This window comes from Streptomyces sp. NPDC055013 (genome assembly GCF_053608645.1).
In genome coordinates this window covers 1-21,936 of record NZ_JBSGVW010000049.1, presented here as the reverse complement: position 1 = coordinate 21,936, position 21,936 = coordinate 1, and the positions used below count along the sequence as shown (strand labels likewise).

Below are 21,936 nucleotides of genomic sequence, written 5' to 3'. Positions count from 1 at the left end.
GCGATATCGGCGTCCTGTCTGCGGTCGGTCGGTTTCCGCGACAGGTTGTCGACGCCCCGCGCGGCCCGTGCCCCCTCCCGTGCGTCCTCCCGCGTATTGACAGTAGGCTGTCTAAGTGACAGGATGTTGTCATCTTCGAGGTCTCCAGGAGGAGCCATGAGCAAGCCCGTATACCTCGCCGTCTACAACACCCTGGCCGACTGGGAGCCGGGCCACGCCACCGCGCAGCTCGCCCGCGCCGGATACGAGATCCGTACCGTCGGCCCGACCCGGGAACCCGTCAAGACCGTCGGCGGCCTGCGCATCCAGCCCGACCTGGCCCTAGAGGACGTCCGGCCGTCCGACGCGGCCTTGCTGATCCTGCCGGGCGCCGACCTCTGGGACACGGGCGACGAGCTCGCCCCGTTCGCCCGCAAGGCGCGGGAGTTCCTCGACGCGGGCGTCCCCGTCGCGGCGATCTGCGGGGCGACGGCCGGGATGGCGCGCGAGGGGCTGCTCGACGACCGGGACCACACCAGCGCGATCTCCTTCTACCTGGCCGCGACCGGCTACGGCGGCGGCGAGCGGTATGTCGAGGCCGACGCCGTCACCGACGGCGGGCTCGTCACCGCCGGCCCGACCGAACCCGTCGCCTTCGCCCGGGAGATCCTGCGGCTGCTGAAGGTGTACGACAACGAGGCCGTCGACGCCTGGTACCGCCTGTTCCACCACTCCGACGCCGAGGCGTACGCGGTGCTCGAGAAGGCCGGGGTGCTGTGAGCCGGGAACGCCAGGACCTGCTCAGCCGTAGCGCGCTCGGTGTCTTCCGGCTCAACGGCCAGTTCCTCGCGGTGGCGGAGGAACTGGCCCGGCCGGCCGGGCTGACGGCGGCGTGGTGGCAGGTGCTGGGCGCGGTGCTCGTCGAACCCCTGCCCGTCGCCGGCGTCGCCCGCGCCATGGGCATCACCCGGCAGAGCGTGCAGCGCATCGCCGATCTGCTGGTGGAGAAGGGGCTCGCCGAGTACCGGCCGAACCCCGCGCACCGCCGGGCGAAGCTGCTCGCGCCGACCGAGGAGGGGCGCACGGCGATCTCCAGGATCGACCCCGGGCACGCCGCCCTCGCGGACCGGCTGGCCGACGCCTTCGGGGACGCGGAGCTCGCCGAGGCCGTACGGGTTCTGGAACGGTTGTCGAAGGTTCTTGACGGGATCGGCGCTCCTGTTACGGAACCGTAGACGCCGCCCCTCTCACCTCCCGGTATGCCGCACTATCGTGGGGCCGTCGCGTAGGCGGGGGCTTGCGTGGGTGGGGTTGGGGGCGTGCGATGGAGAAGCTGGGGTCGGGTGATCCGCAGCGGATCGGGGCTTATCGGCTGCTGGCGCGGCTGGGGGCGGGCGGCATGGGGGACGTGTATCTCGCCCGCTCGGACCGCGGTCGTACCGTCGCCGTGAAACTCGTACGGCGGGAACTGGCCGCCCAGGAGGAGTTCCGGGCCCGGTTCCGGCAGGAGGTGCAGGCCGCGCGGCAGGTCGGCGGGTTCTGGACCGCGCCGGTGCTGGACGCGGACACCGAGGCCGAGGTGCCCTGGGTCGCCACCGGGTATGTCGCCGGGCCCAGCCTGCAGCGCGTCGTCGGGCGTGACCACGGGGCCCTGCCCGAGCGCTCGGTGCGGATCCTGACGGCCGGGCTGGCGCATGCCCTCAAGGACATCCATGCCGCGGGGATAGTGCACCGGGATCTGAAACCGTCCAATGTGCTGGTCACCATCGACGGGCCCCGCGTCATCGACTTCGGGATCGCACGGGCGCTGGAGACGGTGGGCGGCGAGAGCGGGCTCACCCGCACCGGCGCGCTCGTCGGGTCGCCGGGGTTCATGGCACCCGAGCAGGTGCGCGGCGACCGGATCACGCCGGCGTGCGACGTGTTCTGCCTGGGCTCGGTGCTCTCGTACGCCGCCACCGGCAGGCTCCCCTTCGGCTCCGTCGACAGCGGCGCGCACGCTCTGATGTTCCGCATCGCCCAGGAGGAACCCGACCTGGAGGGGGTGCCCGAGGGGATCGCCGAGCTGGTGCGGGACTGCCTGCGCAAGGATCCGGGCGCCCGGCCGACGCTGGACCGGATCCTGGAGCGCACCGGGGCGGAGGACACCGTCTCCGGAGGGCGGTCCCGGGACCCGTGGCTGCCGAGTGCGCTGGTGGCGCAGCTGGGGCGGCATGCGGTGCGGCTGCTGGACACGGAGGATCCGGTGGGGCCGGGAGGAGCGGAGGGATCCGCGCGGCCCGGAGGTCCGGACGGGCCTGCGCGTCCCGGCCCGGCGGAGGGTGGCTCCGGGGAGCCGACCCCCGCGGCCTCGCCCGAGCACGCCCCGGCCGCCGGTGCCATCCCGCCGGACCAGCTCCCGACCGCGGCCGCGACCCGGATCGGCCCGCCGCCGGAGCCCGGTGCCCCGCCCGGCGGCGCCTTCGGAGACGCCGCCGCACCCGGCGGCACCCCGGCCCACCCGGCCTACGGCTCCCCGCAGCAACACCCGCAGCAGCCGGCGTACGGCCACCCGGAGCCCGGCCCGCACTCGCCCTACGGCTCGCCCCCCTCGTACGGCGCCACACCCTCGTACGGCCCGAACCCGCCGTACGGTCACGGCCCGTCGTACGGGGCCACCCCGCCGTACGACGCACCCATGCCGTACATCCCCGGGGCTGCACCCGAGGGGCCCCGCCGGAGCGGTCGTTCCACGGTGGCCCTCGTTCTCATCGCGCTGGTCGTCGCGCTCGCCGCCGGTGGTTCGGTGTACGGCCTGATGAACGGCGGCGGTGGGAACGGGGCCGGCGGTGATCCGAGCGTTTCCCCGACCGTCACGACCGACACGACCGGCTCCGGGGGCGACGACCCGACCGCCGGCCCCACCCCGTCCCCGAGCCCGACCGCCTCGGCACCGGGGGACGGTGTGATCCCGGCCGGGTACCTGGGCACCTGGACGGCCTCGATCGACAACGCGGGCGGCGCGAACACCCGGCGGCTGACCATCCGGCAGGGCGAGGTGGGCGACACGGTTCTCTCCCTCGTCGCCGACGGTCCCGCCGGAACCGGCACCTACCACTGCGAGTTCGAGGCGGACCTGACCCAGGCGCCGGTCGGGGACGGCCCGTTGGCGCTGGGCCCGTCCACCGTGACGGCCGGCGAGCCCGCCACCTCCTGTTCGCCGGGCGACGCCACCCGGATCACGCTGCTGCCGGACGGCAGGCTGGAGCGGGTGAACACGAGCAGCGGCGAGAAACTGACGTACCGGAAGCAGTAGGAGGAACGGCGGCGCGATTCCGGTGAACGCCCCTTTCCTGTGAGCTGGTTGAACAAACCGCGAACTTCCCCAGGATTCGGCCGTTTGTTCCCCTGTGCGCGCGTACGGTGACCCCACCATCCGACTCCGGGGAGTAGCGGGGGCACCCACATGGAGTGGCTGAGCGCAGAGAACGTCGTGGCCATCGGGACGGCGGCCATCGGCGTCGTCGCGTCCGGTGTCATGGTCTGGTACGAGCGCCGGGTGCCGCGCCGCAAACGGATCGGCTACCGCGTCCAGATGGACAACGCGATCGGCGACGACGTGCGCTCGGGCCGGGAGAACCGGCGTCTGGGCCTGTTCGACGAGGCGCCGGGCATGGTCGACGCCACGCTGGTCCTGCTGCGCATCGAGAACGACGGCTCGCAGACCATCGACCGCGACGACTACACGAGCCCCGAACGGCACGGGCTGACCGCGGTGTTCACCGACCGCACCATTCGCGGTGTCTCGGTCACGCAGCCGACCGACATCGACCACATCATGGACCACTTCAGCGCCGACCGCGGCTTCGGGTACGAGGGGAACCGGCTGCGTATCCCGCGGGTGCCGCTCAACCGCGGCGACTACTTCAAGCTGCTCGTGCTGCTCTCCGGCGGTGACGTCGGGCGCGAGATACGGCTGTACGGCGGAATCCGGGAAGGCGAGGTGCACCCCAACCGCAGCGCCACCCCGGACGAGAAGGAGAACGTCTTCAGCCTTCCGGCACGGGTGTTCACCGCCCTGCTCACGGTGTCCGTGCTGGTGCTCGCCGGCATCGTCGTCTTCCGGGACGGCAACCCGATCGAGTGCGAGCGGGGTGCGCTGACGGTCACCGGCTCGACCGCGTTCGCGCCGGTGATCGAGACGCTCGCGAAGGACTACGAGGGCAAGTGCCAGGGCGCCGACATCACGGTCGAGGCGCGCGGCAGCGAGCTCGGTGTCGTCGAACTCGACGCGCTGGCAGGCCGGTCGAAGGACAGCGCGCGTTCCGTGATCGCCTTCTCGGACGGGCCGTCCGGGGAGCGGCTGGGGCTGCGGGGGAAGAAGATCGCGCTGTCGGCGTACACGCTGGTCGCCAACGAAGGGAACGCGTTCGCGGCGGCGGGGTTGTCGGTGCGGCAGGTGCGGGAGCTGTACGCGGGGACGTACACACGCTGGGGGCAGCTGATGACCGAGGCGGAGCGGGAGACGAAGTACCGCGCCCTCGCCGACCTGCCCGTCGTCCTCGTCAGCCGGGGGGACAACTCCGGGACCCGGCAGATCTTCCAGGAGCGGGTGCTGGACGGGCGGTGGGAGAGCGCGCCCAGCACCTCCCTGGACTGCCGGGAGAACCCCTCGGTCGTCGTGCGCTGTGAACTCGCCTCCACCGGCGACGTGCTGGAGAAGGTCGCGGCGGCGCGCGGCGCCATCGGCTACAGCGAGCTCGCCCTCGCCAGGGCCGCCGAGAGGGACGGCGTGGCCAGGGTGCCGCTGGACGGCAAGCAGGCCGACATCGACGAGATCGAGACCAACGGCAGCACGTATCCGTATCGCGACGTCGAATACGCCTACACCTACGGCAGCCCACGCAACGGGACCCTCGCCGCCAGCTTCCTCGCCTACCTCGACGAGGAGACGAGCCGGCAGGCGATCCGGGACAAGGGGCATGTGCCGTGCCGGCAGGCGATGAGCCTGTGCGAGTGACCTCCGGCGGTCGGGCGGCGTGCCCGCGGCGGCCCGATGCCGCTCGCCGGGGGGTGCGTCACCGGATCTCCGGGGGGCGTTGGCGGGGCATGTTGGGGCGGGTGCCGTTCGTCGGGGCGGCGGGGAAGCGGCCCAGGGCCGTGCCCGTGTCCTGGCGGGTGCCCCCGGCCAGCGCGGCATGGATGCCCAGGGGCGCGGACCCCGTCCGGAACTCCACCATCCAGTCGGCCGTCTCCGCGCGGACCAGCTCCGTCACGTCCTCGCAGAACCGCCGCAGCACCCCCAGACACCGCTCGGCAGCCTCACTCGCCGTCCCCTCGGCCGGCCCCAGAACCTCCCGCACACTTTCCGTCGCCCAGTCGAACTGCAGCGCCTGAAGCCGCCGCTGCACCGCCTGGGCCGTGGCGACGTCCCTTATCCATCCGGACGTCAACCCGAAGAACCGGTCGGCCGCGACACACGCCACCGCCAGCAGCAGCGCCAGATACCCCCAGGGAGCCGTCCCGCTCACCGCCCCCGTCACATCCAGCAACGGCAACGCGGCGCCCACCACCGCCCCGGACGCCGCGCCACCCCGCAACGCGCGAGCCCCCCGCCGCTTCCACACCCGGTCCGCGAGATACCACGCGGCGGTGTTCAGCGCCCCCCGCTCCACCCACCGGTACAGCTCGTCCAACCGCACCGCCGGCTCTCCCCAGTCCCCGAGCGGAAAGGTCCGACCCGTCAGATCGCCCGGCCGCAGTCCGGCCGCCCCTTCGCCGCCCCGCCCGTCCTGTGGCGACCTGTCGGGCTGCATCTCCGGCTGAACCACCCGGCACTCCCTACTGATCACGGTGTGTGACCTCACGTGCGTCCCGGGTACGACCACCGCGGCGCACGGAACGTCACGCAACACCTGAGGCTGACGCGCCGGACCCTTCCTACCGCCCAATGGGTGGCGAAGAGATGCCTTTCGCCTCTTTTCCGCCCGGAAGGGGGTCTTGATCAGGTATAGGACTCCAGTTCCTCTCACTCGAAAGAGTGCCGGGGCGACGGCTGCCCGGACCACGTAGGCTCGTGCTGAACGGGAAAGCCGTAGAGAGGCAAGGAGCTGATCGTGATCCCCGGTGGTGGCCAGCCCAACATGCAGCAGCTGCTCCAGCAGGCCCAGAAGATGCAGCAGGACCTGGCAAGGGCGCAGGAGGAACTGGCTCAGACGGAGGTCGAGGGGCAGGCGGGCGGCGGCCTGGTGAAGGCCACCGTGACGGGTTCCGGCGAGCTTCGGGGGCTCAAGATCGACCCGAAGGCGGTGGACCCGGAGGACACCGAGACCCTCGCCGACCTGGTCATCGCGGCCGTACAGGCGGCCAACGAGAACGCGCAGGCGCTCCAGCAGCAGAAGCTCGGCCCGCTGGCCCAGGGCCTTGGCGGCGGCAGCGGCATCCCCGGCCTGCCCTTCTGACGCCGCGGGCGTTGTCCGGCTTGCCTTCTAAGACGGGCCGACGCCAACTACCGTACGTACCGTAAGGAACCGCAGGACCCAGGAAGGACGGCAGTCCGTTGTACGAAGGCGTGGTCCAGGACCTCATCGACGAGCTGGGGCGGCTGCCCGGCGTCGGTCCCAAGAGCGCGCAGCGGATCGCCTTCCACATCCTGCAGGCGGAACCGACGGACGTACGGCGCCTCGCACAGGCCCTGATGGAGGTCAAGGCGAAGGTCCGCTTCTGCGCGACGTGCGGGAACGTCGCGCAGGAAGAGCTGTGCAACATCTGCCGGGACGCGCGCCGCGACCCGGCGGTGATCTGCGTGGTCGAGGAGCCGAAGGACGTCGTGGCGATCGAGCGGACCCGTGAGTTCCGCGGCCGCTACCACGTCCTCGGCGGCGCGATCAGTCCGATCGAGGGTGTCGGTCCGGACGACCTGCGTATACGAGAACTTCTCGCGAGGTTGGCCGACGGGACGGTCACGGAGCTGATCCTGGCCACGGACCCGAATCTGGAAGGCGAGGCCACGGCCACGTACCTCGCCCGCATGATCAAGCCCATGGGCCTGAAGGTCACCCGCCTGGCCAGCGGCCTCCCGGTGGGTGGCGACCTGGAATACGCGGACGAGGTCACCCTCGGCCGCGCCTTCGAGGGGAGACGACTCCTAGATGTCTGACGCCACGCTGCACGCGACCGAGCAGAACCCGGACGACTTCGCGGTCCAGATCTCGGACCAGATCGAGAGCTTCCTGGTCGCCGTCACGGAGGTCGCGAAGGGCGACGAGCCTGGCTCGACCGTGCCCTTCCTCCTCCTGGAGGTCTCCCAACTCCTCCTGGCCGGCGGCCGTCTGGGCGCCCACGAGGACATCGTCCCAGACGAGCGCTACGAGCCCGACCTGGGCCCGGAGGCAGACGTGGACGAGCTCCGCGAGAACCTCGCCCGTCTGCTGGACCCGGTCGACGTCTACTCCGAGGTCTTCGACCCCTACGAGCCCCGCAAGGCGCCGGTCCCGGCCCGGATCTCCGACGACCTGACCGACGTCATCACCGACCTGCGCCACGGCATGGCCCACTACCGGGCGGGCCGCACCACCGAGGCCCTGTGGTGGTGGCAGTTCTCCTACTTCTCCAACTGGGGCTCGACGGCGTCGGCGACCCTGCGCGCCCTGCACTCGGTCCTCGCACACGTCCGCCTGGACCAGCCGCTGGCGGAGCTGGACGGCCTGGACACCGACCAGGGCATGGGCGACGAGACCCTGGAGTTCGAGGCCGGCAAGGTGATGGAGCAGGAGATCGTGGAGCCGCTGGGGCTGCGCCCGACGAAGTAGGTGCTCTGCCGGGTGTGACGCGGGTTCCACGCGCCGGCCGGGGTGCAGCCCGCTCCACCTCCCCTTCGGGAGCGCACTCCCTCGTGGCTGATCTCGGGACACGGGATCGTTGATTCAGGGCGTCATGACCGCCGTCGGCATGGGCGTCGTATCGCTCGGCGCCGGGGCCGAGTTGGCGCGCGGGCGCGGCCGCAGGAAGGCTGCCACCGTGTGATTGCGCGGGCGCGCAGGGTGAATTGGAGACGTGTTGTCCCGGGCATGTACGTCCGCTGCACGGGCCCTAACCGGCGCCAGGTGAATGTGGAGTCACTTCCACCAGATCCTGGAGATGCGATGACTCGTCATTCCCTCAGCAAGCGCGTAGCCATTGTCACCGTCACCGCCGTTGTCGCCGTCGGTACCGTCGCCGCCGGTGCCGCGGTCGCCGGGCCCGGATGGGGTGACGGGAAGCCCGGCAAGAAGCAGATAGCCGGCCTGTTCGACCAGTGGAACAGGACGCTGCAGACCGGAGACCCGGAGAAGGTCGCGGACCTGTACGCGAGCGACGCGGTCCTGCTGCCCACGGTGTCCAACGAGGTCCGCGCCGACCACGCCGCCATAGTCGACTACTTCGAGCACTTCCTCGCCAACAAGCCCGTCGGCAAGAAGATCGAGACGCACATCAACGTCCTCGACAACAACTCCGCGATCGACGCCGGCACCTACCAGTTCACGCTCACCGACCCCGGGACCGGCGAGAAGAGCGTCGTCGAGGCCCGCTACACGTACGCGTACGAGAAGCGCGGCGGTGAGTGGCTCATCGTCAACCACCACTCCTCGAAGATGCCCGAAGGCTGATCCGCACCGACAGCCCGCCTCCGGGAGCGTCGCGAAGGGCCACCGTCCCGCCGTCGTCGGTCACCAGTTGCTTGACGACGGCGAGGCCGAGCCCCGAGCCCGTGCGCCCGGTCAGGCCCTTGCCGCGCCAGAAGCGGTCGAAGGCACGGGACTTGTCGGTGTCCGACATGCCCGGACCCTCGTCGTCCACCGACAGCACCACCTCGTCGCCCCGCTGCTCCGCCCGGACGGTGATCGTGCCGCCGTCCGGTGACACCTCCAGGGCGTTCGAGAGCACGTTGTCCAGCACCTGTTCCAAATGACCGGGGCTGGTCAGCACGAGCAGCCGGCCGTCGGCACTCCCCCCGAGCGCGATGGTGACTCCGCGCTCGTCGGCGGCCGGCCTCCACACCGCCAGCCTCTCCTGCACGATGTCCCCCAGGACCAACGGCTCCGTCGCGGTGACCTTCGCCTCCGCCCGCGCCAGGACCAGCAGGCCGCTCACCAGGCGGCTCATCCGGACGACCTCCGCGGTCGCCTGCTCCACGTCCTCCTTGACGAACTCGTCGTCCACACCGTCCGCGATGTTGTCCAGCGACAGCCGCAACGCCGTGAGAGGGGTCCTGAGTTGATGCGAGGCGTCCGCGACGAAGATGCGCTGCGAGGCGATCAGGGTGTCCAGGCGTTCCGCGCCCTGATTGAGGGTACGGGCCAGTGTCTGGGTCTCCTGCGGGCCGGTGACGGGGGAGCGGGCCGTGAGATCGCCGTCGCTGAACTTGCTCGCCATGTCGTTGAGTTGGCGCAGGGGACGGGTGAGGCGGCGCGCCACCACGACGCCGATCACGGCTGCCACCCCCAGGACGAGCACGGCGAGGACCGCGCGAAAGCCCCAGATCTGCCACAGGCGGCCGGTCATCTCGCCGGTCGAGTACCGGATGCGTACGGCGCCGACGACCGGGCCCTTGTCATTGTCGCCGGCCGTGGCTCCCTCGTGCGCGGGGACGGTGACGACCAGCTGGTCACCCCAGATGAAGTCGGAGCCCCAGTCGACCGAGGACTCGCCCGATCGCAGGGCCCTGGTCAGTGCCTCGTCCGCCGTGGGCCGCGGCAGGTCGGCGGCGCAGTCCGCGGTGGCGGTCACCTGGATCTCGTCCTCGTATGCGTTGGCCACCTCCTCCAGGGCCTCGCACGCCGCGCTCTCGTCGTTGCCCAGCAGCAGGGCCATGGCGTCGGCCTCGCGCAGGACGGACGCCTTGGTGTCGTCCCGGAGCTGGTCCGTGAGCGTGAACGCCACCGGCACGGTGAACAGCGCGATGGCGACCGCGACGAGCAGGACGTAACTGCGGACGAGCTGACGGATCATGACGTGCCGTCGCCCCCGCTGCTCCCGCTCCCGTCACCCTTGACGATCTCCAGCCGGAACCCGACCCCCCGCACCGCCTCGATCGTGATCGCCCCCGTCAGCTTCCGCCGCAGCGCCGCCACATGCACGTCCAGCGTCTTCGTCGGGCCGAACCAGTTCGCGTCCCAGACCGCCTCCATGATCTGCTCGCGCGACATCAGCGCCCCGGGCTCCTCGGTGAGGAAGGCCAGCAGGTCGTACTCCTTGGGCGCGAGGGCCACCTCCGCGCCGTCCAGGCGGACCCGGGCGGCCTTGCGGTCGACGGTCAGGCGGGGGCCGTAGTGGTCCGGGCCGGTCTCGGCGGACGTACGGGGCTGGGCGCGGCGCATCACCGCCCTTATCCGTGCGATGACCTCGCGGACCCCGAACGGCTTGGACACGTAGTCGTCCGCGCCGAGTTCCAGCCCGACCACCCGGTCCGTCTCGTCGCTGCGCGCGCTGATCACGATGATCGGGACGTCGCCGCGCTCGCGCAGGGCCTTGCAGACGTCGAGTCCGTCGGTGTCGGGCAGGCCGAGATCGAGGAGTACGACGTCGTAGGGGCCGTCATGACGCAGCGCCGCGCTGCCCGTGGTGACCCAGGCCACCTCGAAGCCGTACCGCAGGAGTCCACGCCGGAGCGACTCGGCGACCGGTTCGTCGTCTTCCACCAGAAGTACGCGCACAGGGCGAACCATAGTGGTTGAACTTTAAAGACGTTCGGCCGCCGAGCCCGTGAACAGGCGATATGGGGGCAAAAACGCTGTCACCACATGATCGGCAGCCGCTCCGGAATCCGCTTCATGAAGCCGGTCCGCCACACCAGCTGCTCGATCGGCACCGCCAGGCGCAGGTCCGGCATCCGCTCCAGCAGGGTCTCCAGGGCGATCTCGGCGTGCCTGCGGCCGAGGGCGGTGGCGGGGCAGTAGTGCCGGCCGCCGCCGAACGAGAGGTGCGCGGTGCTGTTCTCGCGGGTGAGGTCGACGGTGTACGGGTCGGGGAAGGCGGCCGGGTCGAAGTTCGCGCCCTCGACGAGGACGAGGACCAGCTCGCCCGCCTTCACCTGAACATCGCCCAGCCGTACGTCCTCGGTCGCGAGCCTCGGCAGACCGTCGCCGATGGACAGGTTGATGCGCAGGAGCTCGTCCACGGCCGCGGGGATCCTGTCGGGGTGTGCGATCAGCTCGGCCTGCAGGTCCGGGTGCTGGATCAGCGACACCAACGCCATGGTCAGGAAGCCCGAGGTGGAGATGACGCCCGCACCGAACATCGTCACCCCGACCGTCGCGAGCATCTCGTCGGTGAGGTGGCCGTAGTCGGAGTCCGCGCGCAGGGCGGCGAGTTCGGCCATCAGACCCGTCGTCGCCGGGTCGTCGAGCCGCTCGGTCATGTACGCGATGTCCCGGTCCCAGTTCAGCCGGGCCCCCGATACCGGGCAGGCCGAGTTCATGAACGCGATGTCCAGACTGCGCATCAGCCGGGGCGCGTCCTGCTGCGGGATGCCGAGGATGCGGCAGTGCATGCCCGCCGAGTACGGGTCGGCGAAACCGCCGCGCAGATCCGCCGGGGCGCCCTCGCGGACCAGCCCGTCGACGAGTTCGGCGGCGTAGGACCGCAGCCACTCGGCGAGGCCGGGGCTCTTCGGGTTGAGCGCCTTCAGTACGGCCTTGCGCAGCCCGGCCCCGGTGATGTTCCCCATGTTGTTGACGACCTCGGGCGGGATCGTCAGCGCGTACTGACGGGGCACGCCGGGGGCGGAGGTGTCCTTCAGGCTGAACCGCGGGTCTTCGAGGACCTGCCTGCACAGGTCGTACGACGACACGAGCCAGGCCTCGTCGCCGGCGATGGTGCGGACCCGCCGCACGGGCGTGCCGGTGCGCAGCTCCTCGACCTCGGCGGGGAGTTGGTCGCCGCGCCAGGAGAACGGGAAGTCGATTGCGGTGAGCGTTTCAGTGGACATCGGTGCCGGTCTCCTCCGGGTCGGTCCCCTCGGCGGGCGTCACGATGGCGTGCCCCTGGTTGCGGGAGGCGCGCAGGCCGGCGCCGCGGGAGTAGAGCAGCTCGGCCATCGGCAGGAGCTGGTGGTAGCAGTTGAGGGAGGAGGGGACGCCGAGGATGGCCGGGGTGTCCAGGAAGAGGGGGGCCTCGGCGCAGACATAGGCCAGGCAGACCTCGCGCTGTGCGTCACTCGCGCGTCCCGCCTTGCCGGCCAGGAAGGTGTCGACGAGCTTCTCGCAGGTCGTGCGGAACTCGTCGTCTGTGGCGAGGCGGGTCTGGAGCCGGTCGTGGATCTCGCGGTACGCGGCGTTGCCGCGGAAGTCGGACATGGCGTGGGCATACAGGCGGGTGCCGCCGGGATCGACGGCCTGGACGGCGCCCAGGACCTTGGCCCGTACCCCGCGCAGGTTTTTCACCGCCTTGCGGCGCGCGTCCTCGGGCGGATAGCCGGACGCGGCGTACATCTCGGCCACGTACAGGTCGGTGTAGACGAAGTCCACCCGCTCGAAGAGCGCGAGGCCCCAGCGGGCCAGGTCGTGGACGCGGGCGGCGGAGAAATAGCTGTTGCCGGGGGAGACGCCGATGACGGCGTGGTCACCGGCGACGCGGATGACCTCGCAGTGGGGCGTGAAGGGTTCGATCTTGAAAAGGCCGGTCGGGGAATCCGTGTCCGGGTGGTCCGTGGCGGGTGCCGATGCGGCTGGAGTGACGTGCTGGATCTCTGAAGCGGTCGCAGTCGTCAAAGGAGGAGGGTCCTTCGCGTCGCAAGTCCCGATGGAGCCGTGTGCTCCTGGTGTGGCGACGACGACGCGAAGTTAGCGTTCGACTACGGAGAGCGTCAATGCCCTCTTGACGCCGGTACCCCGCCGGTAGTGACCTGCCCCACTTTCCGGAGTGCCCTGCCCGCGGCCGGGCAGACACCAACCCGGAGCGTCCGAATCTCACCATCTGGGAACCCCAAGGTCGAATTCGGACGCTCGGTAAACTGAGCCGACACACACGGACTGAGCGAGGAGCGCACGTGGGCCTTGTCGTGCAGAAGTACGGAGGCTCCTCCGTAGCCGATGCCGAGGGCATCAAGCGCGTCGCCAAGAGGATCGTGGAAGCCAAGAAGAACGGCCACCAGGTGGTCGCCGTGGTTTCCGCGATGGGCGACACGACGGACGAGCTGATCGATCTCGCCGAGCAGGTATCCCCGATCCCTGCCGGGCGCGAGCTCGACATGCTGCTGACCGCGGGAGAGCGGATCTCCATGGCCCTGCTGGCCATGGCGATCAAAAACCTGGGCCACTCGGCCCAGTCGTTCACCGGCAGCCAGGCAGGTGTCATCACCGACTCGGTCCACAACAAAGCCCGGATCATCGATGTGACGCCGGGCCGGATCCGCACCTCGGTGGACGAGGGCAACATCGCCATCGTCGCCGGTTTCCAGGGCGTGAGCCAGGACAAGAAGGACATCACCACGCTGGGGCGTGGCGGGTCGGACACGACCGCGGTGGCGCTGGCCGCCGCGCTCGACGCCGAGGTGTGTGAGATCTACACCGACGTCGACGGCGTGTTCACCGCCGACCCGCGCGTGGTCAAGAAGGCGAAGAAGATCGACTGGATCTCCTTCGAGGACATGCTGGAGCTGGCTGCGTCCGGCTCGAAGGTGCTGCTCCATCGCTGTGTGGAGTACGCCCGCCGGTACAACATCCCGATCCACGTCCGGTCCAGCTTCAGCGGACTTCAGGGCACGTGGGTCAGCAGCGAGCCGATCAAGCAAGGGGTAAAGCAGGTGGAGCAGGCCATCATCTCCGGTGTCGCGCACGACACCTCCGAGGCCAAGGTCACGGTCGTCGGTGTGCCGGACAAGCCGGGCGAGGCCGCCGCGATCTTCCGGACGATCTCCGACGCCGAGATCAACATCGACATGATCGTGCAGAACGTGTCCGCCGCCTCCACGGGCCTGACGGACATCTCCTTCACGCTCCCCAAGGCCGAGGGCCGCAAGGCCATCGACGCCCTGGAGAAGAACAAGCACGGCATCGGCTTCGACTCGCTGCGCTACGACGACCAGATCGGCAAGATCTCCCTCGTCGGCGCCGGCATGAAGACCAACCCCGGTGTCACGGCCGACTTCTTCAAGGCGCTGTCCGACGCCGGCGTGAACATCGAGCTGATCTCCACCTCGGAGATCCGTATCTCGGTGGTCACCCGCGCCGACGACGTCAACGAGGCCGTGCGCGCCGTGCACTCCGCCTTCGGGCTCGACTCCGACAGCGACGAGGCTGTCGTGTACGGAGGCACCGGGCGATGACCCGACGACCGACGCTCGCGGTCGTGGGAGCGACCGGGGCCGTGGGCTCGGTCATGCTCCAGATCCTGTCCCAGCGTGCGGACATCTGGGGTGAGATCCGTCTGATCGCCTCGCCGCGCTCGGCCGGCCGCAAGCTGGCCGTGCGCGGCGAGGAGGTCGAGGTGGTGGCGCTCACCGAGGAGGCCTTCGCCGGGGTCGACGTCGCGATGTTCGACGTACCCGACGAGGTGGCCGCCCGATGGGCGCCGGTCGCCGCCGCCAAGGGTGCGGTGGTGGTGGACAACTCGGGCGCCTTCCGTATGGACCGGGAGGTGCCCCTCGTCGTCCCCGAGGTCAATCCGCACGCGGTCCGGATGCGGCCGCGCGGGATCGTCGCCAACCCCAACTGCACGACCCTCTCCATGATCGTGGCGCTGGGCGCGCTGCACGCGGAGTTCGGGCTGCGCTCCCTGGTGGTGTCCTCGTACCAGGCGGTGAGCGGAGCCGGGCGCGCCGGAGTGCAGACGCTCAGGCAGCAGCTGTCCCTGGTCGCGGGTACGGAACTGGGGACCGCCCCCGGTGACGTACGGCGGGCCGTCGGCGACAACACCGGGCCGTTCCCGGAGCCGGTCGCGCTGAACGTCGTGCCGTGGGCCGGGTCGCTGCGCGAGGACGGCTGGTCGTCGGAGGAGATGAAGGTGCGGGACGAGTCCCGCAAGATCCTCGGGCTGCCGCAACTGCCGGTCGCGGTGACCTGTGTGCGGGTGCCGGTGCTGACCGGGCACTCGCTGACCCTGCACGCCCGCTTCGAGGGCGAGGTCACGGTCGCCAAGGCGCGCGAGATCCTGGCGACGGCACCGGGGGTCGTGCTGTACGACGACCCGGAGGCCGGCGAGTTCCCGACGCCCGCCGATGTGGTCGGCACGGATCCGACCTGGGTCGGCCGGGTGCGGCGCGCGCTCGACGATCCGACGGCGCTCGAACTCTTCGTCTGCGGAGACAATCTGCGCAAGGGTGCGGCCCTCAACACCGCGCAGATCGCGGAGCTCGTGGCGGCGGAGTTTTCGTGAGGCGCCCGGTGGCACCGGAAAACTCCTGGGCCTGGGCCGATTCGTTTGTAGGATCTGTGTGAAAAGTGTGAGCTGATCGATGGTCCGGACCACTTGAACCGGGCCCCGGCGGCAGCTGAAGATTTTTCTCCCCGCTCTTGCAACCGCTTGCAGGGCGGGGAGCGTCTTTGCGGTCGCCCTTATGGGGCGTGGAGACGCGTTTTTTTCTGGCGTGGGGACGCCAATGAGCAGGCGTGGGGACGCCCGCTCACATATAAGACATAAGGGAAGAGCGGGTAGGCATGTGGGCGTTTGACGCACGGTCAGTTGTGCTGCCTGGCACGAGACGGCCGGCTGCGGGGTCCGGAGGTTCGGCTGCCGTGGGCGGAGGGCCCCTTGCGGAGGCTGACGCAAACGTGACGTCCGGCACGTACAACCCTCATGGGGGGACGCGTGTCCAACTGGCGTGGCAGAGGTTCTCGACTTCAGCGCGGCGACCCGCGGTACGGCCCTACGGCCGCCCCGCCGTCCCGTCCGACCCCGCATGGGCACGCCCGGCGGCATGCCGGTGATCGCGCCCATGCCCGCAGCGCGGCCCACCCGCATCCCCAGTCAGCGCGACGGCGCCGATCTCGCCGAGGACAGCGCGGCGGCCGGCACGACCGTCGACCACCTCACCGAGACCTACCGGGCGCACTACCGCTCGCTGCTGGGTCTCGCGGCGCTCCTCCTCGACGACACCGCCTCCTGCGAGGACGTCGTCCAGGAGGCGTTCATCCGCGTCCACTCCGCGCGCAAGCGGGTGCGCGACCCGGAGAAGACGCTGGCGTACCTGCGCCAGACCGTCGTGAACCTCTCCCGCTCGGCCCTGCGCCGCCGCATACTCGGCCTGAAGCTGCTGTCCAAGCCGATGCCCGACATGGCGAGCGCGGAGGAGGGGGCGTACGACCAGCTCGAACGCGACTCCCTCATCAAGGCGATGAAGGGCCTGCAGCGCCGGCAGCGCGAGGTGCTGGTCCTGCGGTACTTCGCGGACATGACCGAGGCCCAGGTCGCCGAGACGCTCGGCATCTCGCTGGGCTCGGTGAAGGCGTACGGCTCGCGCGGCATCGCGGCGCTGCGGGTCGCGATGGAGGCGCCGGCATGAGCGAGGACCATGACGGCCGGCGTGACCCGGCAGGGTGGCCGGACAAGCAACAGCCGAAGCAATCGCACGCTGGGAACGGAACTGTGAACCACGGCCCCGACGACCAGAGCCTCGAGGGGTTCGACTCGGACGAGCTGGCACTGCGCCGCCTGCTGCACACCGCAGTGGACGAGATCGAGCCGCGCGACGGCACGCTGGACCATCTGCGGCGGGCGGTCCCCGCACGGCGGGCGCGCAAGCGGCAGGCGCTCGTCGGCGCGGCGGCCGCGGTGCTCTTCATCGGCACCGCCGTCCCGGCCCTGGTGCACGTCTCCAACTCGACCGGCTCCGACGTCAACCCGTCCGTCGCCGGCCACGGTGAGCAGGCGCAGGGCGGAGCCGGGGAGGGCAAGCAGACGGAGGGCGGCGCGGGCACCTCCGGCGGCACCTCGGGCCGGACCGAGGGCACGGGCAAGGACGGCGAGAAGGAAGACGACAAGGGCACCGGCACCGGTCCCGGCACCGGCTCCGGAAAGCCCGACGACCCCTTGGCGACCAGCACGGCCGGCATAGCCGTGTGCACCTCGGACCAGCTCGGCCTGTCCGGTTCGTCCGCCGATCTGCCCGACTCGTCCGGCACGGTGTACGGCACCTTCCGCTTCAGCAACGTCTCCACCGCCGAGTGCACGGTGAGCGGCCCCGGCACGGTCGGTGTGGTTCCGCAGGGAGCCGCGGACCCGACGAAGGTCACCTCGGCCCGGCACATCGCCGGTGACCCCGCGGTCGGCCTGCCCGACCCGTCGACGGAGTACGCCTCCCTCGTCCTCAAGCCGGGCGCCTCCTACGAGGTCAAGTTCGCCTGGCTCCCCTCGGCGACCTGCCCCACGACGGGTGACAACAACGGCGGCGGTAACGGCGGCCCCGACCCGTCACCGGACCCGACCCCCACCGAGGGCACCCCCGGCACGACCGAGGGCACGTCCACGGGCGGCGACACCGGCACCTCCACCCAGCTGCTGACGGAGGACACGACGGCCGACGGCAGCGTCGCGGTCACCAATACCCCGGAGGCCGGAGCCCCGAGCACCTCGGTGACGGTGTCCAACGCCTGCGCGGGCACGGTGTACTGGACGGGCCTGCTGCCGGGCGCGTAGGCCACGGGCGGCAGCGCCGCTGTCGCGGCCTGCTCCGGGCGCCTTCGCCGCCCACCGGGCGTTGTCGCCCGGCGTGCGCCTAGGCGTTCGCCTTCTCCTGGGTCGGGCCCTCGCCGGTGCCCCCGGCATCGGCCCGGTCCCCTTCGTCCCCGTCGGTCTCCCCCTCAGGGAGCAGGCCCAGTTCCGCGTCCCGTGCGAACTCCGCCTCGCGGCGCAGCAGGCGGAACCACATGAAGACCACGAAGCCCGCGAAGACGAACCACTCGCCGGTGTAGCCGAGGTTCTGGAACGCCTTGAGGTCGAGCCCGGTGTCGTTGGGGGCGGCCACCGGGACCGGCTTCATGCCGGAGTCGGCCTTGTTGAGGGTGACCCAGGCGTCGTAGACGTCGTCCGGCACCAGGTTCACCAGCGACGCCGCGCTGATCGCCCCCGTCTGGCCGGACGGCAGGCCACCCTGCGCGGGCACGCCGTTCTCGCCGGGCACCTCGGACGCCTGGAGCGCCCCGGTGACCGTGACCTCGCCGGACGGTGCGGCAGGGAGCGCGGCGCTGTCGGCGTCGCCCGGCCGCCAGCCCCGTACCACCGGCAGGGTCTTGCCGTCGTCGGTGTGCAGCAGCGTCAGGACGTAGTAACCCTGCTTGCGGTCCAGCTCACGGTCGGGCACGAGCAGCTGCTTGCCGTACCGGCCGCTCGCGGTGACCTGCTTGCCCACCGTCGCCTTGTCCACGGGCAGCAGCTCGGCGAGCGGACGGGCCGCCTCCTGCTTGTTCTCCGCGGCCTGGTCACCGGCGCTGCGGTGATCCTCCACCCGCGCCTCGAACCGGCTCAGCTGCCACGACCCCATGAACACGCAGAAGGGGATGGCGAGCAGCACGAAGACGTTGATCCCCCACCAACGGGGCGTCAGCAGAAACCGGTACACGCCCTCAAAGGTACGGGGCTCCGGCGGAGGGCCGGGCCGCGGGGTCAGTACCGCTCGACGAGGTGTTCGCGGCCCGCCGGCGGCTCGTACGGCTCCGGCCAGAAGTCCGTGACCGTGGATATGCGGCCGCTCCCGTCCTCCGTGAAGAACGAGATGCCGTACATCTCCTCCAGCCCCACCGTGACGTGGATCCAGGTCACGACCTGTCCCGGCTCGGCGACAACGCGCTCGACGCGTAGCCGCCAGTCCCCCGGATACTCCCGGTTGAACCGCACATACCGCTCCCGCCCGCTGATGCGCTCGCGTGTCTGCGGCAGCGTGTACACGACGTCCTCGGCGAGCGTCTCGGCGAACGCGTCCCACTCCCGGGCCGCGGCGGTGGCCCAGAACCTCTCGACTGTCCTGCGCAGATCGGTCATGGAAAGGAGTCTGCACCCCACCACTGACAATGACTCTGACCTGCGCGAACGCCATGACCGAGCGGTCAGCCCGTAGGTCGGTTCGGCGGTCGGTCCTTGCGGGCCCGCAGTGAATACATCAGCGGAACCCGCGGCCGCCCGGTGGGGAACCGGAAGTAGCCGTCGCGCTCCTCGAAGGACTCGAACCGGCGGAACAGCGAGACGTCGTGCTCGCGCAGGAACTCGATCCGCAGCCCGGCCGCCGCGAGCGCGGTCACGACCTCGCCGATGGGGTGCTGCCACTCGACACTGCGGTTGCTGACGGTGTCGGTGCTGTCCGAGCCGTAGGTGCCGGGGATGTCGTACACCTGGGCGTCGCGGTCGAAGTAGTCGCGGACGATTCGGGAGCCCGTCTCGTCGTCGAGGACCTCGGTGATGGGGTGGAACTCGGCGAGGTAGAGGAACCCGCCCGGCGCGACGAGGGAGGCCGCCGTCTCGGCCCAGCGGCGGATGTCGGGCAGCCAGCACAGGGCGCCCACACCGGTGTAGACGATGTCGTACGAGGGGTCCGGTACCGCCTGCGCCGCGTCGTACACGTCGGCCGCGACGAAGGCGGCACGGTCGGGCCCGAAACCCAGGTCGGCGGCGAGCGAGCGGGCCGTCTCCACCGCCGGTTCGGAGAAGTCCAGGCCCACGACACGGGCGGCGCCGTGCCGCGCCCAGGACAGGGTGTCCAGGCCCATGTGGCACTGCAGATGCAGCAGCGTGCGGCCCGTCACGTCCCCGACCTCCGCCCGCTCGAAGTCGCGCAGGGCGTCGGCGCCGGCGCGGAAGCCGGCGAGGTCGTAGAAGGCTCCGGCGGCGTGCAGCGGGACGCGTTCGTCCCACATGGCACGGTTGGCCTCGTTCCAGTCCGGGGGGATCGCGGGGTGCATGGTCGCGAAGTTATCCACAGGCTGGGGGCCTCGCCAGCGAATTGTCGGCCGGGCCAGGCACTATGGGGCCATGACTGAGAGCCACGGGTCCGATTCGCGGGATCACCACATGCAGGACAAGGACATGCCTGGCAAGGGCATGCCGGACTGGGAGAAGCGCTTCCGGGCCCCCCGGGTGTCGCTGCCGGACTGGGCGGAGGACGCCCCGGACCGCTCCTTGTTCGTGTCGAACGCCACAGGGACGTACGAGCTGTACGCCTGGGACCGCGCGACGGGCGAGCAGCGTCAGGTGACCGACCGGCCGAACGGCACCACGGACGGCGTGCTCACCCCGGACGGCGCGTGGATCTGGTGGTTCGACGACAAGGACGGCGACGAGTTCGGCGTCTGGCGCCGCCAGCCGTTCTCCGGCGGCGAGGACGAGCTCGCGGCGCCGGGCCTGGACCCGTCCTACCCGGCCGGCCTGGCCCTCGGCCGGGACGGACGTTCGGCGATCGTGGGCCGCTCGACGGACGAGGACGGCACGACCGTTTATCTGGCCCGCACCGGTGAGCCCCCGGTGGAGATCTACCGCCACCGCGAGTCCGCGGGCGTCGGCGACCTCTCGCACGACGGCACGCTGATCGCCGTCGAGCACACCGAGCACGGCGACGCGATGCACTCCGCGCTGCGTGTCCTGCGCCCCGACGGCTCGGCGGTCGCCGAGCTCGACGACACCAAGGGCGGCACACAGGAGCTGGGCCTGGAGGTCCTGGGCTTCGCCCCGGTGGACGGTGACGCCCGCCTGCTCATCGGCCACCAGAGGCGCGGCCGCTGGGAGCCGCTGGTGTGGGACGTGGCGACGGGGGAGGAGACGGACCTCGCGCTGGAGCTGCCCGGTGACGTCAGCGCCGAGTGGTACCCCGACGGGACCGGTCTGCTGATCGCGCACAGCTTCGAGGCCCGCAGCGAGCTGTTCCGGTACGACCTGGACCGGCGTGAGCTGGAGCGGATCCCGACCCCGGCGGGCTCCGTGTCCGGCGCGACGGCCCGTCCGGACGGCAGCGTGGAGTACCTGTGGTCGTCGGCAGCGGAGCCGTCGGCGGTGCGGTCGACGACGGGGCGGGTGGTGCTGGATCCGCCCGGCCTGAAGTCCCCCGGCTCGGTCCCGGTGGAGGACGTGTGGGTGGAAGGGCCCGGCGGCCGTATCCACGCCCTGGTCCAGCGTCCCGCGGGCGCCGAGGGCCCCCTGCCCACCGTCTTCGACATCCACGGCGGTCCGACCTGGCACGACAGCGACGCCTTCGCGGCGGGCCCGGCGGTCTGGGTGGACCACGGGTACGCGGTGGTGCGGGTCAACTACCGAGGCTCCACGGGCTATGGGCGTGCTTGGACGGACGCGCTCAAGCACCGGGTGGGCCTGATCGAGCTGGAGGACATCGCGGCGGTCCGCGCATGGGCGGTGACCTCCGGCCTGGCCGACCCCGCCCGCCTCATCCTGACCGGCGGCTCCTGGGGCGGCTACCTCACCCTCCTCGGCATCGGCACCCAGCCGGACGCCTGGACGCTGGGCATCGCGAACGTCCCCGTCGCCGACTACGTCACGGCGTACCACGACGAGATGGAAGCCTTGAAGGCCATGGACCGCACCCTCCTGGGCGGCACCCCGGAGGAGGTCCCGGAACGCTTCGAGGCCTCGTCCCCCCTCACCTACGTCGACCAGGTGAAGACCCCGGTCTACATCGCCGCCGGCGTGAACGACCCCCGCTGCCCGATCCGACAGATCGACAACTACGTCAAGCGACTGGAGACCCGCGGGGCGGTACACGAGGTGTACCGGTACGACGCGGGCCACGGTTCCCTGGTGGTGGACGAGCGGATCAAGCAGGTACGCCTGGAACTGGACTTCGCGGAGAGGCACTTGGGGCCTTCCGGCCGGCCTGGCGTTTGACCCGCAGGGGGCGGCGCACGAGTGGCGACGGTGCTTCTCGGCGCCGGTCCGGGCATTTCAGCTCCGACGGTGCTTCTGGGCGCCGGTCCGGACATTTCAGCTCCGACGGTGCCTCTCGACGCCGGTCCCGGCATTTCAGCCCGTCCGGCGTTTGAGGACGAGGCCGTTCAGGCCGATGGC

The 21,936-nt window shown here is 71.0% G+C and carries 21 protein-coding genes; 13 read left to right on the top strand and 8 right to left on the bottom strand.

All coding sequences use genetic code 11. From position 1 onward, the window contains the following. The first annotated feature begins 156 nt into the window (after positions 1 to 156). From ACWGDB_RS38020 to ACWGDB_RS38005, 4 genes are all read left to right on the top strand, one after another. Positions 157 to 759, top strand: coding sequence for a type 1 glutamine amidotransferase family protein (locus tag ACWGDB_RS38020; RefSeq protein ID WP_453826630.1), 603 nt, complete (start codon positions 157 to 159; stop codon positions 757 to 759). After that, positions 756 to 1,214, top strand: a complete 459-nt coding sequence (locus tag ACWGDB_RS38015) for a MarR family winged helix-turn-helix transcriptional regulator (RefSeq protein WP_453826629.1) — start codon at positions 756 to 758, stop codon at positions 1,212 to 1,214. The genes ACWGDB_RS38020 and ACWGDB_RS38015 overlap by 4 nt, the downstream gene beginning before the upstream one ends. Before the next feature lie 89 nt (positions 1,215 to 1,303). Then, complete coding sequence (locus tag ACWGDB_RS38010; protein ID WP_453826628.1) at positions 1,304 to 3,274, top strand: protein kinase domain-containing protein; 1,971 nt, start codon at positions 1,304 to 1,306, stop codon at positions 3,272 to 3,274. A gap of 150 nt (positions 3,275 to 3,424) precedes the next feature. Then, a complete protein-coding gene (locus tag ACWGDB_RS38005) occupies positions 3,425 to 4,978 on the top strand; it encodes a PstS family phosphate ABC transporter substrate-binding protein (RefSeq protein WP_453826627.1) in 1,554 nt (517 codons plus the stop codon). A 58-nt stretch (positions 4,979 to 5,036) separates the two neighbouring features. Here ACWGDB_RS38005 and ACWGDB_RS38000 read toward each other — a convergent pair whose 3' ends face one another. After that, a complete protein-coding gene (locus tag ACWGDB_RS38000; protein WP_453826626.1) occupies positions 5,037 to 5,789 on the bottom strand; it encodes an SLATT domain-containing protein in 753 nt (250 codons plus the stop codon). A gap of 285 nt (positions 5,790 to 6,074) precedes the next feature. Here ACWGDB_RS38000 and ACWGDB_RS37995 point away from each other — a divergent pair, with 285 nt between their 5' ends. The 4 genes from ACWGDB_RS37995 (at position 6,075) to ACWGDB_RS37980 (ending at position 8,606) form a co-directional block, all read left to right on the top strand. After that, a complete protein-coding gene (locus ACWGDB_RS37995; protein WP_383615116.1) occupies positions 6,075 to 6,419 on the top strand; it encodes a YbaB/EbfC family nucleoid-associated protein in 345 nt (114 codons plus the stop codon). Between the two features lie 98 nt (positions 6,420 to 6,517). After that, positions 6,518 to 7,117 (top strand): recombination mediator RecR, encoded by a 600-nt coding sequence (gene recR, locus ACWGDB_RS37990; protein WP_272114463.1) that lies wholly within the window; start codon positions 6,518 to 6,520, stop codon positions 7,115 to 7,117. After that, the gene (locus tag ACWGDB_RS37985) at positions 7,110 to 7,769 is read left to right on the top strand and encodes a DUF5063 domain-containing protein (protein WP_453826625.1); all 660 of its coding nucleotides are present in this window, start codon (positions 7,110 to 7,112) and stop codon (positions 7,767 to 7,769) included. Before recR ends, ACWGDB_RS37985 begins: the two co-directional genes overlap by 8 nt. A 333-nt stretch (positions 7,770 to 8,102) precedes the next feature. After that, positions 8,103 to 8,606: an SgcJ/EcaC family oxidoreductase gene (locus ACWGDB_RS37980; protein WP_453826624.1), complete on the top strand. Its 504-nt coding sequence runs from the start codon at positions 8,103 to 8,105 to the stop codon at positions 8,604 to 8,606. On the opposite strand, the gene ACWGDB_RS37975 is transcribed toward ACWGDB_RS37980, so the two are convergent. The 4 genes from ACWGDB_RS37975 to ACWGDB_RS37960 all read right to left on the bottom strand — a co-directional run bounded on the left by ACWGDB_RS37975 (position 8,572) and on the right by ACWGDB_RS37960 (position 12,707). Then, positions 8,572 to 9,948 (bottom strand): sensor histidine kinase, encoded by a 1,377-nt coding sequence (locus tag ACWGDB_RS37975; protein WP_453826623.1) that lies wholly within the window; start codon positions 9,946 to 9,948, stop codon positions 8,572 to 8,574. The genes ACWGDB_RS37980 and ACWGDB_RS37975 overlap by 35 nt on opposite strands. Further along, positions 9,945 to 10,652, bottom strand: coding sequence for a response regulator transcription factor (locus ACWGDB_RS37970; protein ID WP_453826622.1), 708 nt, complete (start codon positions 10,650 to 10,652; stop codon positions 9,945 to 9,947). The genes ACWGDB_RS37975 and ACWGDB_RS37970 overlap by 4 nt, the downstream gene beginning before the upstream one ends. A gap of 80 nt (positions 10,653 to 10,732) precedes the next feature. Further along, positions 10,733 to 11,926 (bottom strand): cytochrome P450, encoded by a 1,194-nt coding sequence (locus ACWGDB_RS37965; protein WP_453826621.1) that lies wholly within the window; start codon positions 11,924 to 11,926, stop codon positions 10,733 to 10,735. Then, on the bottom strand, positions 11,916 to 12,707 hold the full coding sequence (locus ACWGDB_RS37960) for a tRNA-dependent cyclodipeptide synthase (protein WP_383629636.1): 792 nt from the start codon (positions 12,705 to 12,707) through the stop codon (positions 11,916 to 11,918). The genes ACWGDB_RS37965 and ACWGDB_RS37960 overlap by 11 nt, the downstream gene beginning before the upstream one ends. A gap of 278 nt (positions 12,708 to 12,985) precedes the next feature. On the opposite strand from ACWGDB_RS37960, the gene ACWGDB_RS37955 reads away from it, so the two are divergent. The 4 genes from ACWGDB_RS37955 (at position 12,986) to ACWGDB_RS37940 (ending at position 17,571) form a co-directional block, all read left to right on the top strand. Further along, positions 12,986 to 14,263, top strand: coding sequence for an aspartate kinase (locus ACWGDB_RS37955; protein ID WP_453826620.1), 1,278 nt, complete (start codon positions 12,986 to 12,988; stop codon positions 14,261 to 14,263). Further along, positions 14,260 to 15,312, top strand: coding sequence for an aspartate-semialdehyde dehydrogenase (locus ACWGDB_RS37950; RefSeq protein ID WP_383615140.1), 1,053 nt, complete (start codon positions 14,260 to 14,262; stop codon positions 15,310 to 15,312). Before ACWGDB_RS37955 ends, ACWGDB_RS37950 begins: the two co-directional genes overlap by 4 nt. Before the next feature lie 445 nt (positions 15,313 to 15,757). Further along, positions 15,758 to 16,438, top strand: a complete 681-nt coding sequence (locus tag ACWGDB_RS37945) for a SigE family RNA polymerase sigma factor (RefSeq protein ID WP_453826619.1) — start codon at positions 15,758 to 15,760, stop codon at positions 16,436 to 16,438. Between the two features lie 83 nt (positions 16,439 to 16,521). After that, entirely contained in the window at positions 16,522 to 17,571 is a 1,050-nt protein-coding gene (locus tag ACWGDB_RS37940; protein WP_453826618.1) for a hypothetical protein, read from the top strand. Between the two features lie 79 nt (positions 17,572 to 17,650). On the opposite strand, the gene ACWGDB_RS37935 is transcribed toward ACWGDB_RS37940, so the two are convergent. The 3 genes from ACWGDB_RS37935 to ACWGDB_RS37925 all read right to left on the bottom strand — a co-directional run bounded on the left by ACWGDB_RS37935 (position 17,651) and on the right by ACWGDB_RS37925 (position 19,826). Then, positions 17,651 to 18,493 (bottom strand): SURF1 family protein, encoded by an 843-nt coding sequence (locus tag ACWGDB_RS37935; RefSeq protein WP_453826617.1) that lies wholly within the window; start codon positions 18,491 to 18,493, stop codon positions 17,651 to 17,653. A 44-nt stretch (positions 18,494 to 18,537) separates the two neighbouring features. Then, entirely contained in the window at positions 18,538 to 18,912 is a 375-nt protein-coding gene (locus ACWGDB_RS37930; RefSeq protein WP_453826616.1) for a nuclear transport factor 2 family protein, read from the bottom strand. A 65-nt stretch (positions 18,913 to 18,977) separates the two neighbouring features. Further along, positions 18,978 to 19,826 carry a class I SAM-dependent methyltransferase gene (locus ACWGDB_RS37925; protein WP_453826615.1) on the bottom strand — a complete coding sequence of 283 codons (849 nt, stop codon included), beginning with the start codon at positions 19,824 to 19,826 and terminating at the stop codon, positions 18,978 to 18,980. 70 nt (positions 19,827 to 19,896) lie between these two features. Between ACWGDB_RS37925 and ACWGDB_RS37920 the strand changes: the two genes are divergently transcribed. Next, complete coding sequence (locus ACWGDB_RS37920; RefSeq protein ID WP_453826614.1) at positions 19,897 to 21,756, top strand: prolyl oligopeptidase family serine peptidase; 1,860 nt, start codon at positions 19,897 to 19,899, stop codon at positions 21,754 to 21,756. Positions 21,757 to 21,936 lie beyond the last annotated feature (180 nt).

What these genes read in the sequence shown, in the direction of transcription:
- ACWGDB_RS38020 (WP_453826630.1), top strand. Translation starts at nt 157, where the DNA reads ATGAGCAAGCCCGTATACCTCGCCGTCTACAACACCCTGGCCGACTGG.
- ACWGDB_RS38010 (WP_453826628.1), top strand. Translation starts at nt 1,304, where the DNA reads ATGGAGAAGCTGGGGTCGGGTGATCCGCAGCGGATCGGGGCTTATCGG.
- ACWGDB_RS38005 (WP_453826627.1), top strand. Translation starts at nt 3,425, where the DNA reads ATGGAGTGGCTGAGCGCAGAGAACGTCGTGGCCATCGGGACGGCGGCC.
- ACWGDB_RS37985 (WP_453826625.1), top strand. Translation starts at nt 7,110, where the DNA reads ATGTCTGACGCCACGCTGCACGCGACCGAGCAGAACCCGGACGACTTC.
- ACWGDB_RS37980 (WP_453826624.1), top strand. Translation starts at nt 8,103, where the DNA reads ATGACTCGTCATTCCCTCAGCAAGCGCGTAGCCATTGTCACCGTCACC.
- ACWGDB_RS37975 (WP_453826623.1), bottom strand. Translation starts at nt 9,948, where the DNA reads ATGATCCGTCAGCTCGTCCGCAGTTACGTCCTGCTCGTCGCGGTCGCC.
- ACWGDB_RS37965 (WP_453826621.1), bottom strand. Translation starts at nt 11,926, where the DNA reads ATGTCCACTGAAACGCTCACCGCAATCGACTTCCCGTTCTCCTGGCGC.
- ACWGDB_RS37950 (WP_383615140.1), top strand. Translation starts at nt 14,260, where the DNA reads ATGACCCGACGACCGACGCTCGCGGTCGTGGGAGCGACCGGGGCCGTG.
- ACWGDB_RS37930 (WP_453826616.1), bottom strand. Translation starts at nt 18,912, where the DNA reads ATGACCGATCTGCGCAGGACAGTCGAGAGGTTCTGGGCCACCGCCGCG.
- ACWGDB_RS37925 (WP_453826615.1), bottom strand. Translation starts at nt 19,826, where the DNA reads ATGCACCCCGCGATCCCCCCGGACTGGAACGAGGCCAACCGTGCCATG.
- ACWGDB_RS37920 (WP_453826614.1), top strand. Translation starts at nt 19,897, where the DNA reads ATGACTGAGAGCCACGGGTCCGATTCGCGGGATCACCACATGCAGGAC.